This window comes from Planomonospora parontospora (assembly GCA_014647935.1).
Taxonomy (GTDB): Bacteria; Actinomycetota; Actinomycetes; order Streptosporangiales; family Streptosporangiaceae; genus Planomonospora; species Planomonospora parontospora.
This window is the reverse complement of record BMQD01000017.1, coordinates 1-16612: the sequence shown is the minus strand read 5'-3', so window position 1 is coordinate 16612 and position 16612 is coordinate 1. Positions and strand designations below refer to the sequence as shown.

Sequence of the window (16612 nt, the reverse complement as noted above, 5' to 3'; positions counted from 1 at the left end):
ATTCGCCCGGCCACGGCCACGCTGCTCGCCGGTGGGGCGGCCCTTGGCCGTCCCGGTGGAGAACGCCGCCGTCAGGGATCGGGGCATCACCGCTGAGAGGACCGCCCGGGGGCTCGCGAGCGGGTGCTCTCGGCCGGCTGCGGTTCGGCTACCTGTTTTCGGCGAACGCCTGAGTGAACGTGTCCGGGGTCGAGAGGACGGCGATCCGGGAGAGGGGCCAGAAGACCGCCACGGCGCGGCCGGTCACCTCGTCCTCCGCGATGGTCCCCTCGCCTCCGTGCTCCTCGTGGTCACGGGAGTCCTGGGAGGCCGAGCGGTGGTCGCCCATGACCCACAGGCGGCCCGGGGGGACGACCTTCTCGAACTCGTCCTTGGCGGGGAAGTCGTCGGGGTGGAGGTAGTCCCTCTCGTCGAGCGGGACCCCGTTCACGGTGATCCGCCTCTGGGCGTCGCAGCATTTGACGGTGTCGCCGCCGACCGCTATGACCCGTTTGATGGTGTCCGCGCCGTCCCAGCCCTTGAAGACGACCACGTCGCCGCGCTCGGCCGCGCCGTGCAGCTTGTTGACGACCACGCCGTCGTCCACATGCAGGGTGTTCTCCATGGAATCCGACGGGATCTAGAACACCCGGAAGGTGAACACCTGCAGCAGCGCCGCCGCCACGACGCCGCAGCCCAGCAGGAACAGGCTTTCGCGGACGCCGCCCCTGCGTGAGGGCTTCTGCTGCTCGTTCTCGGACCCGGCGGTCATCGATCGCCTCCATCGGCCTCGGGCTTCTGCGGTGGGTCCGCCGATGCTACGCGGTGCCGCGGACGATCAGTGCGGTGGGCAGGACGCTGGGCGGGGGCGGCACGGCGGCGGTGCCGTCGATCATGGCGACGAGGGTGGCGGCGGCGGCCGTGCCGAAGCCGGCCTTGTCCTGGGCGACGGTGGTCAGGCCCGGCTGCACCAGCGCGGCGAGCTCGATGTCGTCGAAGCCGACCACCGCGATGTCCTCGGGGACCTTCAGGCCGGCCTCGGCGATCGCGCGCATCGCGCCGATCGCCATCTCGTCGCCGGCCGCGAAGACGGCGTCGGGACGCTCGTCGGCCTCCAGCAGGCGCCGCATCGCGGCGTAGCCCCCGGACAGGTAGAAGTCGCCCTCGACCACGAGGCCGTCGCGCGCGGGCAGGCCGAGGCCGGCGAGCGCGGCGCGATAGCCGGCCAGCCGCTCGGCGCCCGGCACCGTACGGCCCGGCCCGGCGATCGTGGCGATCGCCCGCCTGCCCCGTTCGTACAGGTGCTCCACGGCGGTGCGGGCGCCGCCGGCGTTGTCGGAGATGACGTGGGTCGCCCGGGGCCCCGTGATCGGGCGGTCCAGTGAGACGCAGGGCACGCCGCTCTCCGCGAGCCGGAGCAGGGCGGGGTCCTGCGTGCCGTTGTCGATGAAGACCACGCCGTCGAGATTGTGTCTTCTCACGGCACGGTCGTGGCTTCCCTCACCGTCGCTCGTGGCGAGCATGAGAAGGTGATATCCCCGTTCGCTCAGCGCTGTTTTCAGGCCGATGAGGATTTCCTGGAGAAAAGGGTGCCGCCATCCGGGCCGCCGGTGGTGCGTGTCCCAGACGAGGCCGATCATGTAGGACTTCTTTGTGGCAAGGGTCCGGGCGGACTCGTTCGGCAGGTAGCCGATGCGCGCCGCGACGCGGAGGACGTTCTGGCGGGTGTCGGGGTTCACCACCTCGGGGTTGTTGAAGACTCGGGAGACTGTCGCCACCGACACGCCGCACTGACGTGCCAGCTCTCTGATCGTTGCCACGACCGCACACTATCGCATCTCTGCGTGTAACCGGTTTCATGTAACCGGTTACACGGGACCGTAGCCCTCCGTCCCCGGCGCGTCAAGGCCCAACCTTCCGCCCCCGCGGGAAGAACTCCGGATTTCCGTGCCGCTGAACGGTCCGGACCTCGCATTGTGAATTCGCCGCTTGACAGGAAGACGTTTTCTCGGTGAAATTCCGTCCACCGCGTGTTGCCCGCGGTCGCACATCCTCCGCATCTCTGGGACACATCTCTCCTGCCGTGAAAAAGGAGTCCCCATGTCCTCGAGAATGCTGCGCGTGCTGGCCGGAACGGCCGTGCTGGGAGTGCTCGCCGCCGGCTGCGGATCGCAGGGAGGCGACGCCGGAGCCGGCGCCTCCGGCGGCGAGAAGATCACCCTGAGCCTGAACCTCTTCGGCAACATGGGCTTCAAGGAGCTCTACGCCGAGTACGAGGCCGCGCACCCGAACATCAAGATCGTGGAGCGGACCTCCGCCTACAACGACCACCACCGCAACCTCGCCGCCCACCTGGCGACCAAGCAGGGCGCCGCCGACATCGAGGGGATCGACACCGGCTTCATCGCCCAGTTCCGCGGCCAGCCCCAGCACTTCACCGACCTCAACCAGCACGGGGCCGCGGCCCTGAAGGACCGCTGGCTGCCGTGGAAGTGGGAGGCGTCCCTGGCCAAGACCGGCGCCCAGATCGGCTACGGCACCGACGTCGGCGGCCTGGCCATGTGCTACCGCCGCGACCTGTTCGAGAAGGCGGGCCTGCCGACCGACCGCGACGAGGTCTCCAAGCTCTGGCCCGACTGGACGTCGTACTTCGAGGCCGGCAAGAAGTACACCGCCAACAAGCCCGAGGGCGCCGCCTTCTTCGACGGGGCCCCGCAGGTCTTCAATGCGATGGTCGGCCAGATGCCCGTCGGCTACTACGACACCTCCGACCAGGTCATCGTCGCGTCCAACCCGGAGCTCCGCAAGGCCTACGACCAGGTCCTGGAGGCCGTCGCCGGCGGCCAGTCCGCCAAGCTCGTCGGCAGCTCGCCCGCGTGGAACACCGGCTTCGCCAAGAGCCAGTTCGCCACCATCGCCTGCCCCGCCTGGATGCTCGCCAAGATCCAGGACCAGGGCAAGGAGTTCGCCGGGCAGTGGGACGTGGCCGCCATCCCCGGCGGCGGCGGCAACTGGGGCGGGGCCTACCTGACCGTGCCCGCCCAGAGCAAGCACCCCAAGGAGGCCGTCGAGCTGATCTCCTGGCTGACCGCCCCCGAGCAGCAGATCAAGGTGTTCACCAAGCACGGCATCCTGCCGTCGACCGTGGCGACCTACGACAAGCCCGAGGTCAAGAAGCTGACCCACGAGTTCTTCAACGACGCCCCCATCGGCGAGATCTTCACCACCGCGGCGCTCAACCTCAAGCCGCAGTACCAGGGGCCGAGGGCCGGCGACATCCAGACCGCCATCCGCGACGGGATGAACCGGGTCGAGGAGGGCAAGCAGAGCGCCGACGAGGCGTGGGCGCAGATCCTCAAGGACATCGACCGCATCGACAAGTGAACCCGGGAGAAGAGCCGGGAGCCGGCGGGCGGTCAGGGCCCGCCGGCTCCCCTTCCCGCGAGGACCCGCCCGCCTCCACGGGACCCGGCCGCCTCCACGAGGCCTCCGCCGGCCCGTACGGGGGACCCGTACCAGGGATGAGACACCGATGACCTCCGTGACCACGCGGCCGCGCCGCCGCCTCGCCTACACGCTCGACGTGAAGGGCTCGCCGTACATCTACATCGCCCCCTTCTTCCTGCTGTTCGGCGCGCTCGGCCTGTTCCCGCTGCTCTACACCGCCTACGTCTCCATGACGGACTGGAACCTGCTGGAGACGACCCGCCAGTGGGTGGGGTTCGAGAACTACGCCGAGCTGCTCACCGACGACTACTTCTGGAACGCGCTGTTCAACACGGTCAGCATCTGGCTGCTGTCGACGATCCCGCAGCTGCTGGTCGCCCTGGTGGTGGCGCACATGCTCAACCGGAGCCTGCGCGCCCGGACCTTCTTCCGGATGGGCGTGCTGCTGCCCAACATCACCTCGATCGTCGCGGTAACGATCATCTTCGCCCAGCTCTTCGGCCGCGACTTCGGCATGGTCAACTGGGCGATTCAGCTGGTCGGCCTGGACCCGATCGACTGGCAGGCCGGCACGCTCAGCTCCCACATCGCCATCTCGATGATCGTGATCTGGCGGTGGACCGGGTACAACGCGCTGATCTACCTGGCGGCCATGCAGGCCGTACCGGACCACCTGTACGAGGCCGCCACCATCGACGGGGCCGGCCAGTGGACCCAGTTCTGGAAGATCACCATCCCGATGCTCCGGCCGACGATCATCTTCACCGCCGTCGTCTCGACCATCGGCGGCTTCCAGATCATCGCCGAGCCGCTGCTCTTCCAGTCCGGCACCGGCAACCCGACGGGCGGTTCCGACCGGCAGTTCCAGACGGTCGGGCTCTACCTGTACGAGCAGGGCTTCGGCCTGTACGAGTTCGGCTACGCCTCGGCGATCGCCTGGACCCTCTGCCTGATCATCGTGGTCATGGCGCTGGTCAACTTCTCCATCACCCGACGGATCAAGAGCGGCTGAACCATGGCGACCACACTCACCCCCGCACCCGCGAAGAAGCCCGACGCCCCGCGCGAGCCGAGGCGGCGCAAGGTCCGGGCGCCGCGTACGGCGGGCTTCTGGACCTACGCGGCGCTCATCGCGTTCCTGCTCGGCTCGCTGTTCCCGGTCTACTGGTCGCTCGTCGTCGCCTCGCACGACAACGACGCGATCGGCAAGGTGCCGCCGGTGCTGACCCCCGGCGGCCACCTGTTCGAGAACATCGCCCGCGTCTTCGACACCACCGCCTTCGGGCAGGCCCTGTTCAACTCGTTCCTGGTGTCGAGCACGGTCACCGTCTCGGTGGTGCTCTTCTCGACCCTGGCCGGGTTCGCCTTCGCCAAGCTCCGCTTCCGGGGGCGCAAGGGCCTGCTGGTGGCGGCGATCGCCACCACGACCGTCCCCCACCAGCTCGGCATCATCCCGCTGTACATCATGATGGGGGAGCTGGGCTGGACCGGGCGCATCGAAGCGGTGATCGTCCCCGGCCTGGTGACGGCGTTCGGCGTCTTCTTCATGACGCAGTACCTCTCCAGCGCCGTCCCCGACGAGCTGCTGGAGGCAGGACGGATGGACGGCTGCACCACGATCCGGCTGTTCTGGCACGTGGTGCTGCCCGCGGCCCGGCCCGCCGCGGCCGTGCTCGGCCTGTTCACCTTCATGCAGGCCTGGAACGACTTCTTCTGGCCGCTGGTCGTGCTCACCCCGGAGAATCCGACCGTCCAGGTCGCGCTCTCCACCCTGGCCAGCGGCTACACGACCGACTTCGCACTCGTGCTGACCGGCACCGTGATCGCGACCGTCCCCATGGTGGTCGTGTTCGCGCTGCTCGGCAGACAGATCATCGGAGGAATCATGTCTGGAGCGATCAAGGGATGACGGCCATCGAAGAACGAGCCCGGCAGACCCGGCTCTTCCCCCCGGGGTTCGTCTGGGGGGTCGCCACCTCGTCGTACCAGATCGAGGGGGCGGTCGACGCCGACGGGCGCGGCCCGTCGATCTGGGACGCCTTCTCCCGGGTGCCGGGCGCGGTCGCGGCGGGGGAGTCGGGCGACCCCGCCTGCGACCACTACCACCGCTGGCCGGAGGACGTGGAGCTGATGGCCGGCCTCGGCGTCGGCGCCTACCGGCTCTCGGTGGCCTGGCCGCGCGTCTTCCCCGACGGGGACGGCCGGGTCAACCAGCGGGGACTGGACTTCTACCGCCGCCTGGTCGACGGGCTGAACGAGCGCGGCATCACCCCGTTCGTCACCCTCTACCACTGGGACCTGCCGCAGGCGCTGGAGGAGCGCGGCGGCTGGCGGGTCCGCGAGACCGCCGAGCACTTCGCCGAGTACGCGGAGACCGTGCACGGGGCGCTCGACGGCGTGCCGTACTGGATCACGCTGAACGAGCCCTACTGCTCCTCGATCACCGGGTACGCCGAGGGTCGCCACGCGCCCGGCGCCCGGGAGGGGCACGGCGCGCTGGCCGCCGCGCACCACCTGCTGGTCGGGCACGGCCTGGCGGTCGCCCGGATGCGGGCGAACGCCCGCGCCGGCGAGCAGATCGGCGTGACCCTCAACATGTCCCCGGCCGTGCCCGCGAGCCCGGCGGCCGAGGACGCCGCCGCCGCGCGCCGCATGGACCTGATGGTCAACCGGCAGTTCACCGAGCCGCTGCTGGGCGCCGCCTACCCCGGCGACATGGCGAAGGTCTACGGGGAGATCAGCGACTTCTCGTTCCGCCGCGACGGCGACCTGGCGCTCATCTCGGCGCCGCTGGACTTCCTCGGGGTGAACTACTACTACCCGATCCACGCCGCGGACGCGCCGTACGAGCAGCCCGACCCGGCGCTGCGCTCGGCCTTCGACATCGGCGTGCGCACGGTGGCGCCCGACGGGCCGCCGGTCAGCGGGCTCGGCTGGCGCATCGAGCCGCGCGGCCTGCACGACACCCTCACCGGCCTGGCCGCCCGCTACCCCGGCCTGCCGCCGGTCTTCATCACCGAGAACGGCTACGGCGACGCCGGCGAGCTCGACGACACCGGCCGTGTCGCCTACCTGCGCGACCACCTGGCCGCGACCGCGGCGGCCATCGGCGCGGGGGTGGACGTGCGCGGCTACTTCTGCTGGTCGCTGCTGGACAACTTCGAGTGGGCCCGGGGCTACGCCGCCCGCTTCGGCCTCGTCCACGTCGACTACGCCACCCAGGTGCGCACGCCCAAGGCCAGCTACCACTGGTACCGCGAGGCCATCGCCGAGCAGATGTGAACCCCTCGCCCCCGCCCGGAGCCGGTGCGGGGGTGAGGGGACTCAGGAGTCGTCGTCTCCTGCGAGCCTGCGGTAGGCGGGCCGCAGGAGGTCCAGGATCGGGATGTGCCGGGCCTTGACCGGCGGCGCGTCGAGGATGCGCAGCAGCAGGTCGGGCGGGGTGTCGGGCAGCTGCGTGTGCTCGCGCAGGCGGGCCGGGGAGACACCCGGCTGGTAGAAGTCCGCCAGCCGCTCGGCGAACGGCGCGTCGGCCACGTCGAACAACCCCGGCGGGGCCGCGGGGCCCCCGCCGCCCGCCTCGCGGAGGGACCGGAGCAGGGCGTCCCGCTCCATCCCGCGCCAGGCCAGCACCAGGAACGGGTCGTCGTCGAACGCCTCGGCCAGCACGTACAGCACGGCCGACACGTGCTTGCAGGGGAAGCCCCAGTCGGGGCACGAGCAGTTCATCTCCAGGCCCTGCTCGCCGGGGAAGAGCGGCAGGCCGTGCTCGTCGAAGACGCCCTCGATCTCCGGCGGCATCTCCCCGGCGAGCAGCTTCGCCCGGTAGAGCGCCTGCGCGGCGAGCGCCCCGGTGAGATCCCGCCACTCGTCCGCGCGGTAGGCCGTGATCCCGATCCCGACCCGGTAGGGCGTGCGCCTGGAGCCCTGCACCCGGGCCGTGACCAGCCCGGGGGCGAGCTCCAGGTCGAGGATCTGACCGGATCGCGCGTACGAGCGGCCTCGGCTGAGCCTGCCGGAGTCGCAGATCCGCTCGAGGACGTCGACGAACCGGCGCGACCACCACTGCTCGCCGATCGAGCCTCGGCGGGTACGCGCCCGGAGGCCGCCCTCGATCCGGACCGGCCGGGCCGGTCCGGACGGCTTGCGCCCCCTCACGCGACGGCCTCGGGTCCGAGCCGGAACAGCTCGCGCAGCCGGTCGGTGGACAGACCGGTGATCCAGTCCTCGCCGGTGCCGACGACGCTCTCGGCGAGCGCCTTCTTCCGTTCGATCATCTCGTCGATCCGCTCCTCCAGGGTGCCCACGCAGATGAACTTCCTGACCTGGACGTTCCGGGTCTGGCCGATCCGGAAGGCCCGGTCGGTCGCCTGGTCCTCCACGGCGGGGTTCCACCACCGGTCCACGTGGACCACGTGGCCGGCGGCGGTCAGGTTGAGCCCGGTGCCCGCCGCCTTGAGCGAGAGCAGGAACAGCATCGGCTCGTCGTCGTTCTGGAACCGCTCGACCAGCGCTTCCCGCCGACTCTTCGGCAGCCCGCCGTGCAGCCAGAGCACCGGCCGGTCCAGGTGCGCCGCGAGGTACGGCTGGAGCAGCGCGCCGAACTCGGTGTACTGGGTGAACACCAGGGCCTTGTCCCCCTCGCTGACGATCTCCTCGGCCAGCTCCTCCAGCCGGGCCAGCTTCCCCGACCGGCCGGGCAGCCGCGACCCGTCCTTGAGCAGGTGGGCCGGGTGGTTGCAGACCTGCTTGAGCTTCGTCATGGCGGCGAGCACGTTGCCGCGCCGCTCGATGCCCTCGCTGTCGGCGATCTTCGACATCATGTCCTCGACCACGGCCTGGTACAGGGTCGCCTGCTCGGGCGTGAGGTTGCACCAGACCTTCATCTCCAGCTTGTCCGGCAAATCGGAGATGATCGTCTTGTCGGTCTTGAGGCGCCGCAGCACGAACGGCCCGGTGGCGCGCCGGAGCGCGGCCGCCGCCCGCTCGTCGCCGTGCCGCTCGATCGGCTCCTGGTAGCGCTCCCGGAACACCTTGGCCGGGCCGAGCAGCCCGGGGTTGCAGAACTCCATGATCGACCAGAGCTCCGCCAGGTGGTTCTCCACCGGCGTGCCGGTCAGCGCGAGCCTGCTCCCCGCCGGGAGGGACCGTACGGCCTGCGCCTGCCGGGCGGCGCTGTTCTTGATGGCCTGGGCCTCGTCGCAGACGACCCGCGCCCAGGTGAAGGCCGCCAGGACCTCCCGGTCCCGCAGGGCGGTGCCGTACGTGGTGAGCACGAGATCGGCCCGCTCCACCCGTGCGGCCAGCTCGTCGCCGCGCAGCCGGGCGGTGCCGTGGTGCAGGTAGACGTCGAGCGAGGGGGCGAACCTGGCCGCTTCCTTCTGCCAGTTGCCGAGCAGGGACATCGGGCACACCAGCAGGGTCGGACCCGGCCGGGCGCCGCCGGCACGCTCGTCCAGGAGCAGGGCCAGGGTCTGCGCGGTCTTGCCCAGGCCCATGTCGTCGGCGAGGACGCCGCCGAGCCCGAGGCCCGACATGAAGCCGAGCCAAGACAGCCCGCGCTCCTGGTACGGCCGGAGCACGCCGTGGAACGCGGCCGGGGTCGCGATCGGCTCCAGCCGGCGGTCCGCCTCGCCGGAGAGCAGATCTCCCAGGAGACCGTCGGCGTCCACCCCGACCAGCGGCACCCCGTCGTCACCGCCCCGGACGACCTCCCGGACCACCTCGGCGACCGTCATCACGCCCGCCCTGCGGTTCTCGACGGCCTTCAGTGCGGCGTCGAGCTGCCGGTCGTCCAGCTCGACCCAGCGGCCCCGCACACGGACCAGCGGCACCTTGAGTCTGGCCAGCTCGGCCAGCTCCGCCTCGTCGATCGCCTCGTCACCGATGGCCAGGTCCATGCGGAAGTCCACCAGCCGGTCCAGCCCCAGCCCCCGGCCGGAGGCCGCTCCGGGACCGGTCTCCTGGGAACGGGCCGTGAGTTTGAGCCCCAGCTTCGTCCGGCCCGCCCAGGCGGGCAACTGCACGCCGAACCCGGCGGCCGCCAGGAGCGGGGCGGTCCGGCGCAGGAACAGGAACGCGCCCGCGGTGTCCAGGACGAGCTCCGAGGGTGAGGGGGTGCGCAGCACCTCCTCCAGCGCGGGGTAGAGCCGCGCCGCCCGGCCCAGCCCGGCCAGCAGCGCCTCGTCGGGCCGGGAGGGGAGGCCGGGGGCGGTCTCGCCCGCCCAGACGAGCGGGGCCGGCAGGTAGAGGCTCGGATCCTGCGACGACTGGACGGCGAACTCCACCCGCCAGGACGGACCGTCCGGCGGCTGCGCGGACCGGCCGCCGGACGGTCCGCGTTCACGGTGTTCGCCGGACCCGCCGGACCCGCCGGACCCGCCGGACCCGCCGGACCCGCCGGACCCGCCGTACTCCGCGACGAGATCGGCCCGGAGGCCCGGTCCGGACACCGGTTCGAGCCCGGAGTCGGGTTCGGGTTCGGGTTCGGTCAGGCGGAAGCAGACCCTGACCGCCGTGTCGAGCCGGTGCGCCGACCTGAACCACTCCTGCAGCGGCCGGACCAGGCTGTCCGCCTCGACCCGGGTCAGCACGCCGAGCGTGGCGTCCTCTCCGGTGAGCGCCACCGTCCAGCGGTCCGCGACCGGGCTGCGGCGCCCCGGCCGGTGGCCGCCGAGCAACCGGTCGGAGAGCGCCCGCCGTACCGCCGCGTCACTGAGGCCGGCCAGGGCCTCGAGCAGTACGTGGGCCGAGGGCCGCTCCTCTCCGGCGGCCCGGCAGACAGGAGGCATCGCGGCGGCGAGCTCACGGAAGCGGTCGGCGTAGGGACCGGTCAGCACCGGCCGCCACCGCGCCGCGTGGCCCTCCTCCTCGGTGACGAGCTGGGGCAGCACCTGGCCGCGGCGGACCAGCTCGCGTGCGTACTCCGCGACGACGGAGAGATAGCGCAGGGACGCTCCCGGCACCGGCGGGTCGTCGGCCCCGTCCGGGGACTCGCCCGGCTCGCGCTCCTCTGCGGGGTGCCGTGTCATCTCATCGAGGCGGCCGAGCAGGTCCAGCGCCGCCCCGGGTTCGACGAGCAGGGCGGGCGCACGCCAGGCGGTGATCCTCGGCTGCCGGGCGACGGCCTCCATCCCGGACTCGGGGGAGGGCAGCGGAGCCCGGGCCGAGCCCGGCAGGAGCAGGACGAGCTCGTCCGCGACGGCCCTGCCCGCGGCCGCCGCCGCGGCTTCCCCCCAGTGCCGCAGGCAGGCGGAGACGTCCGCCGCCGGAGCCGCGAACGGATGCGGGCGGACCTTCGCCCGGGAGACGCCTGGAGCGGGGCGGGACGGATCCTCCGCCCAGAGCGCCAGCCGGTCGCCGGCCCAGATCCCGTGGATCACCAACACCGTCGAATCCTCCCCGTGTCCCCGGAAACCGTACAGTTTCCGGGGACGTCGTGACGCCGCCACCGGCCGGCGGCGGGGCGTGCCGGCGGACGGCGAGTTCGGCTCCGCTCGGCTGAGATCTCCCGCGCCGCGCCCGTTACGCTGGCGTCCGTGAGTGATCCCCTGGTGGCGCGGATGCGCGAGTTCGGTACGACGATCTTCGCCGAGATGACGGCGCTCGCCCTGCGGACGGGCTCGGTCAACCTGGGGCAGGGCTTCCCCGACACCGACGGGCCGCCCGCGATGCTGGAACGGGCGGTCGAGGCGGTCCGCGACGGCCTCAACCAGTACCCTCCCGGCCCCGGCGTCCCGGAGCTGCGCCAGGCCGTCTCCGAGCACCGCGAGGACCACTACGACCTGGCCTACGACCCCGACGGGGAGGTCCTCGTCACGGTCGGGGCGACCGAGGCGATCGCGGCGGCGGTCCTGGCGCTCTGCGAGGCCGGCGACGAGGTGATCGTCTTCGAGCCCTACTACGACTCCTACGCCGCCTCCGTCGCGCTGGCCGGGGCCGTGCTGCGCCCGGTCACGCTCCGTCCCGCCGGGGGCCGCTTCACCTTCGACCCGGCCGAGCTGCGGGCGGCCGCCGGGCCCCGGACCCGGGCGATCCTGGTCAACTCCCCGCACAACCCGACCGGGACCGTGTTCACCCGGGCGGAGCTGGAGGCCATCGCCGGGCTCTGCGCCGAACGCGACCTGGTCGCGATCACCGACGAGGTCTACGAGCACCTGACCTTCGACGGCGTCCCGCACATTCCGCTCGCCACCCTCCCGGGCATGCGCGAGCGCACCGTGATGATCTCCTCGGCGGGCAAGACCTTCTCGGTGACCGGCTGGAAGACGGGCTGGATCTGCGCTCCGGCGCCGTTCGTCCGGGCCGTGCAGACGGTCAAGCAGTTCCTCACCTTCACCGCCTCCGCCCCCTGGCAGCTCGCCGTGGCCTATGCGCTGCGCCACGAGCTCGACTGGGTGGCCGACCTCCGCACCGACCTGCAGGCCAAGCGGGACCGCCTCGCCGAGGGACTCTCAGCCGCCGGTTTCGAGGTCTACCGCCCCGACGGGACCTACTTCGTCCAGGCCGACATCCGCCCCCTGGGCTTCGCCGACGGCCTGGCCCTGGCCCGCGAGCTCCCGTCCCTGGCCGGGGTGGTCGCCGTCCCCACCCAGGTCTTCTACGCCCGCCCCGAACGCGGCCGGCACTTCGTCCGCTTCGCCTTCTGCAAACGCGACGAGGTCATCGACGAGGCCGTGACCAGGCTCCGGAAGCTCTCCTGAAACGCCCTGACCTGGAGAAACGCCCTGAAGAGGTCTGATGGGGCCTGAGGGCGTCCGGCGGGGTCGGCTCCCCGTTAGGCTCCCCAAATGCCTGGTTAGGCTCCCCAAACCACGTCTGTTCGAGCCTTCCGGCGCTGTCTGACCGGGTGATCCTGAGAGACGACTCCAGAGCCGAGCTGCTTGCCGCATCGCTGAGGCACGCGGAGCGCCTGGACCGCGTCGGGGAGTTACTGGGTGCGGGATCCGAGCCCGATGGACGCGCGCTCGACGATTGGGTACCCGCGGTCGAGGTCGAGCCTGAAGCTGACCAGTTCCCCCGATCCGGTGCGGAGCGCACGGAGCCCCGCCGGAGGCATGGGGGCGCAAACGCGGATCCTGAGCAGGAGAAGAAAAGAGATCTTGCAGAGGTCGTGCCCGGGGTGGGCGCAGCTTGCGATTTTCGGGCGCCCCCGGCCCCGAAAAAGGGGCCGAGAGGGGCGCCGGCTGTGATCAGCTGACGCGCTTCAGCTCCTCTACCAGTGCCTGCCGCACATCGGTTCGGCTGCGGGCCAGGCGGAGTAGTGCCCGCACCGCTTCGGCCTTGTCGATCTCGATTCCGTCCAGCTCCTGGCGCACTCCTCCTAGCCATTGGTCGATGTCGGCGGAGTCGGCCGGGTCGAGGATCACCATGAGGGAGACCACGAGGGACGCGGGCCGTGGCGCGTCCGGCGGGAGGGGGGTGCCGTCGGGGTTCATCCCGAAACCGGCGTACAGCTCTTCTGGGGTGGCGTAGTGGTGCATCTCGATGCCGTCGCGTTGCTGGGCGGCGATCTGATCTTTGATGTAGCGCGTCTGTTCGTCATTGAGCAGCCGCACGAAGTCTTCGAAGTCAGACTCGGAGATCAGGACGGCGCGTTCCTCCGCCGAACGGGTGATCACGGTCGGTTTACCGGAGTGGACGGCACGCGAGACGACGAACCCGAGCTTGTCGCGGCCTTCGGCGATGTCGAGCGTGCGATCCTCGCTCACACTGGGGATAAACATTCTCATCTCGGCACCTTAGCCCGACTAGGGGAGATACAGGGAGATACCGCACATTGCGACCATGGGGAAGCGTGCGCAGGATGGGCTCAGTGCCGCTCCGGTTGGCTCGACTCGGCCGGGAGCAGGGTGAACGCCGAGGCACCCGGTCAGTCATGGCGCCCCGGCCCAACAAAAGAGGCCGGAAGAGGCGCCACTGCATCGCGTCCGGTTTCGACCGATTCCCAGGGGTTCAACGTGCGGGATGTCCATCCTCGGTCGTTGGTCGGGACGCCCGAGAACCCGCAACAACCGGGGATGCTCTCGCAACGTGACCAGCTCCATTCCAGGTGGAACGAAGTCTTGTCGGTCTGAATCAGCGGCCTCTAGGCTGAGACTGATCTTTTCTTGCGGCTCGGGGTTCAGGAGAGGACGGGGCGGTGTGGCGGACCGCATGGTGCCGAACCCGTTGCACATCAGGTTAAGGGAGCTCCTCGCGGACGCCGAGGAGCGCGGCCAGGAGATCCGGCGGGCCTACGAGCGCCCGGTGGGCACGATGCGGACGGGAAAGGTCTGGACGGGCCCGACCGCCGACAAGTGGATCGACGGGCTGGAGGAGCGGCACCACCGGCTGACATCGCTGGCCCGGCAGCTGGTGAGCGCGATCGAGGCGGAGCTGCATCGCCACCCGGCGATGGTAACCGAGGCCGAGGCACACGCCATCAGCGCTAGCAGGGTGGACGAGCACTCACCCTTCTACCAGAGAGGACGAGGATCGTGGCCGTGACCGGAGCGGGATCGTGATGTCCGGCGGGTTCCACGGGATCGACCCCGAGCAGCTGGACCAGGCCGCCGCCGCCCTGCGCACCGGAGCGGACCGGTTGACCGCGCTCGGCGAGGAGTTCGGCGCGAAGCTCGGCAAGTACGGCATCGACACCATCGCGCCACGGGAGATCATCCGCATTGCCGACTGGGGCAGAACCGAGGTCTCCAAGCTCCGCGGGCGGGCGGAGCTGATCCGGAAGCTCAACGAGGGCGGCGACCTGGCGTCCCCGGGCGGTGGAGCCCAAGGACTCATCCGCCTCCCCGGCGAACTGGAGGACTTTGAGCTCGCCCAGAAGCTCGCCCGGGTGTACGGCGACGGCGTCTTCACCGAAAAAGACGCGGAACGGCAGGCGAAACTCGTCCATGACCACGCCGACGAAGTCGCGGAACTCGCCGACGACCCCCAGGCCGCCGCCGCCTTCTACGCCCTGCTCTCCCCGAAGGTCCGCGACGCCCTGCCCAACCTCATCGCCAGCACTGGCAGTAAGACCGCCAAGCAGGACCTGGCCGCTTTCAGCAAGGCCCTCGGCGCCGCTCTGCGCGCCCCCGCCCTCGTCCCGGCGTTCGCCAAGGTCAGAAGCGACCTGACCCGACCGGCCGGGAGCAAGGCCGCCGCCTGGAATCGGCTCGCCCTGCTCGCCGGCGCGAACGCCCCGTCGAACATCCGCAGCGCCGCGGCCCGCACCCTGGTCCTGGACGACTTCACGAAGAAGCCCCGCCAGGACTGGCGCGCCGGATCCACCGAATCCAAGGCCTACGGCCTCCCGTCCGACTTGGTCGCGCTGGGCCTGGAGGTGCTCGCCGGGGACGGCGCGGCGGTACGGGACGCGTTCTCGAAGCTGGGCGGATCCGAGGTGAAGCTGACCCGGACCGAGAAGATGAAACTCTTCCTCGACCACGCCGAGCGGTCGGCCGACGAAGAGGACGTGGCCGACGCCTTCGGCCGGGCGATGGAGGCGGGCACCGAGGCTGGGACCGAGCAGCCCGGAAAGCACAGCCCCGAAGCCGCCGCCTTCACCCTGGACCTGATCAAGGCCGCCGGCTCCTTCGGCGCCGACCTGCCGGCCTCGGCCAAGGACTCCATGGGCGTGATCGCAGCTTCCTACGTCCACGAACTGGTCTCGGGCGCCCGCTTCGACAAGGCCGAGGGCCGCGCCTCCGGCATGGAGCCGCCCAAGCACTGGAAACCCCTCCCGGGAGTGACTCCCGCCTTCTATCTCAGCCCAGGTGACACTTCCGGATTCCTGAAGACCTTCGTCGGCGAGGACGGGACCGCCGACCAGTTCGACTCTGCGGTGGCCCGGTTCCGCCATGACACCCTGATCTCCGCCGCCCGTCTGGACGGGAAACGCAGCTCTGATCATTTCGGTGACAGCTCGATGATGTTCGGTGACTTCGGCAGCCTCGCGTTCAAAGCGGCGGTCGACGTACTCGGTGAAGAGGATGCCGTCGCCGACATGGCCCGAGACTTCACCAAGAACACCACCGGCTTCCTCCTCGACGGAGTTCCCATCGCGGGCCAGGTCGCCGAAGCCGGGTGGAGTCTCTTTCAGGCATACGTCGTCAGCGCCGCCGGAGACATCTGGGCTGACAGCTTCGAAACCCAGGTCGAAACAGCGACGAAGGAACGATCCGATCTCGCCAAGCGCCTGAAATACGACATGACGCACCTTCTTCACAGTGGTGGTTATCCGGCGACCGACCCACCCAAGGAGCTCGTCAACCCGGCCACCGGTGCTCTCAAGACATATGACGAACTCGTGGCCGAGGCCAAGAACGAGGCCACCAGAGACAAGAAATGGGAGCAGGCACTACAGGAGAAGTTGTCCGTCCACGACGCATGGACGGACAGCAATGACAAGCTCGACAAAAAGATCGAACTGTCCGCACGAGCTCAGAGCAGCGATCTAGCCAAGGAGCTGCTGAAGACAGGGAAATGACATCTCGATTCTCTCAGCGCGACAGACAATCGGTCTCCGCGCGCAGTCTCCAGGTTGGGGCTTCCGGCATCACCTGCACATTCATCATGATTCCTACCTTCTTCCTACCAAGGAGGAATCGCCCCTCTAGGGCATCGGACTGCGTACCGTCCTCCTCCACCTCATAATCCAACACCTGGGAAAGGGTGTTCTCCATAACCTGTTCGGACTTGTCCAGGTGGGAGTCCAGATCCTCTTCCTTTGCACGCTCATTGTCAGCTGTCGCTTGCAGTACCCGCTTGAACTTTTCCTTACCACAAGGAATATCCTTGTCTGGGCGCTGCAATACATGAAGCTTCATGAGCGGGTTCTTGAATAGGTCATCGGTCTCCAGGCGTTGCGTGTCCTTCTGCAGCTCCGCCACCGCTTTCTCCAGCGAAAGCTCAGGTTCGGATTCCGAGGTGCATCCCGACGTCACCATCACCGCCGCCAGGCCGACGGCCAGAAACCGAGCGACGCGCATGCGACCCTCCGGGTTGATCGACACCGAGACGTACCGATCTTTACCCAATCGAGCCATCGCCGCCACAGTCTTTCCGCATTCGGCCGTCAACGCTCGGCTACCCGGAACCAGACCGATCCGCCAGCCTCGCCCGGGATACACAGGCAACTCCAGAAGGCTCAGTGACTGTTGCGAAACGTCCACCAAGAGAGTGATCTTTCGTTGAAGATCACTGTCTT

General features: G+C 70.0%; 14 protein-coding genes. 7 read left to right on the top strand and 7 right to left on the bottom strand.

Features of this window, described 5'->3' with window-relative positions:
* Positions 1–148: 148 nt before the first annotated feature.
* From lepB to IEZ07_RS24550, 3 genes are read right to left on the bottom strand one after another with little or no spacing between them, the layout of a single operon-like run.
* A complete protein-coding gene (lepB, locus tag IEZ07_RS24555) occupies positions 149–604 on the bottom strand; it encodes a signal peptidase I (protein ID WP_204054531.1) in 456 nt (151 codons plus the stop codon).
* 15 nt (positions 605–619) lie between these two features.
* Positions 620–751 (bottom strand): hypothetical protein, encoded by a 132-nt coding sequence (locus tag IEZ07_RS35925; protein WP_275413852.1) that lies wholly within the window; start codon positions 749–751, stop codon positions 620–622.
* A 46-nt stretch (positions 752–797) separates the two neighbouring features.
* Positions 798–1799: a LacI family DNA-binding transcriptional regulator gene (locus IEZ07_RS24550; RefSeq protein ID WP_191896914.1), complete on the bottom strand. Its 1002-nt coding sequence runs from the start codon at positions 1797–1799 to the stop codon at positions 798–800.
* Between the two features lie 280 nt (positions 1800–2079).
* Here IEZ07_RS24550 and IEZ07_RS24545 point away from each other — a divergent pair, with 280 nt between their 5' ends.
* The 4 genes from IEZ07_RS24545 (at position 2080) to IEZ07_RS24530 (ending at position 6708) form a co-directional block, all read left to right on the top strand.
* A complete protein-coding gene (locus IEZ07_RS24545) occupies positions 2080–3363 on the top strand; it encodes an ABC transporter substrate-binding protein (RefSeq protein ID WP_191896913.1) in 1284 nt (427 codons plus the stop codon).
* A gap of 148 nt (positions 3364–3511) precedes the next feature.
* Positions 3512–4438: a carbohydrate ABC transporter permease gene (locus tag IEZ07_RS24540; RefSeq protein ID WP_068895829.1), complete on the top strand. Its 927-nt coding sequence runs from the start codon at positions 3512–3514 to the stop codon at positions 4436–4438.
* A 3-nt stretch (positions 4439–4441) separates the two neighbouring features.
* Positions 4442–5335: a carbohydrate ABC transporter permease gene (locus IEZ07_RS24535; protein WP_191896912.1), complete on the top strand. Its 894-nt coding sequence runs from the start codon at positions 4442–4444 to the stop codon at positions 5333–5335.
* Positions 5332–6708, top strand: a complete 1377-nt coding sequence (locus IEZ07_RS24530) for a GH1 family beta-glucosidase (RefSeq protein WP_191896911.1) — start codon at positions 5332–5334, stop codon at positions 6706–6708. Before IEZ07_RS24535 ends, IEZ07_RS24530 begins: the two co-directional genes overlap by 4 nt.
* A 42-nt stretch (positions 6709–6750) precedes the next feature.
* Here IEZ07_RS24530 and IEZ07_RS24525 read toward each other — a convergent pair whose 3' ends face one another.
* Both IEZ07_RS24525 and IEZ07_RS24520 read right to left on the bottom strand, forming a co-directional pair.
* Positions 6751–7584, bottom strand: coding sequence for an SWIM zinc finger family protein (locus IEZ07_RS24525; RefSeq protein ID WP_191896910.1), 834 nt, complete (start codon positions 7582–7584; stop codon positions 6751–6753).
* Positions 7581–10814, bottom strand: coding sequence for a DEAD/DEAH box helicase (locus tag IEZ07_RS24520; protein ID WP_239320391.1), 3234 nt, complete (start codon positions 10812–10814; stop codon positions 7581–7583). The genes IEZ07_RS24525 and IEZ07_RS24520 overlap by 4 nt, the downstream gene beginning before the upstream one ends.
* 150 nt (positions 10815–10964) lie before the next feature.
* Here IEZ07_RS24520 and IEZ07_RS24515 point away from each other — a divergent pair, with 150 nt between their 5' ends.
* The gene (locus tag IEZ07_RS24515) at positions 10965–12128 is read left to right on the top strand and encodes a pyridoxal phosphate-dependent aminotransferase (protein ID WP_191896909.1); all 1164 of its coding nucleotides are present in this window, start codon (positions 10965–10967) and stop codon (positions 12126–12128) included.
* Positions 12129–12617: 489 nt separating this feature from the next.
* Here the strand turns inward: IEZ07_RS24515 and IEZ07_RS24510 are convergent, their stop codons facing one another.
* Positions 12618–13136, bottom strand: a complete 519-nt coding sequence (locus IEZ07_RS24510; RefSeq protein WP_191896908.1) for a type II toxin-antitoxin system prevent-host-death family antitoxin — start codon at positions 13134–13136, stop codon at positions 12618–12620.
* 433 nt (positions 13137–13569) lie between these two features.
* On the opposite strand from IEZ07_RS24510, the gene IEZ07_RS24505 reads away from it, so the two are divergent.
* Positions 13570–13914 carry a hypothetical protein gene (locus IEZ07_RS24505; RefSeq protein ID WP_191896907.1) on the top strand — a complete coding sequence of 115 codons (345 nt, stop codon included), beginning with the start codon at positions 13570–13572 and terminating at the stop codon, positions 13912–13914.
* Positions 13915–13930: 16 nt separating this feature from the next.
* The gene (locus tag IEZ07_RS24500; protein WP_191896906.1) at positions 13931–15892 is read left to right on the top strand and encodes a hypothetical protein; all 1962 of its coding nucleotides are present in this window, start codon (positions 13931–13933) and stop codon (positions 15890–15892) included.
* 13 nt (positions 15893–15905) lie between these two features.
* Here the strand turns inward: IEZ07_RS24500 and IEZ07_RS24495 are convergent.
* Positions 15906–16612, bottom strand: a 707-nt coding sequence (locus tag IEZ07_RS24495; RefSeq protein WP_301549345.1) for a hypothetical protein, incomplete at its 5' end; no start/stop codon positions are given.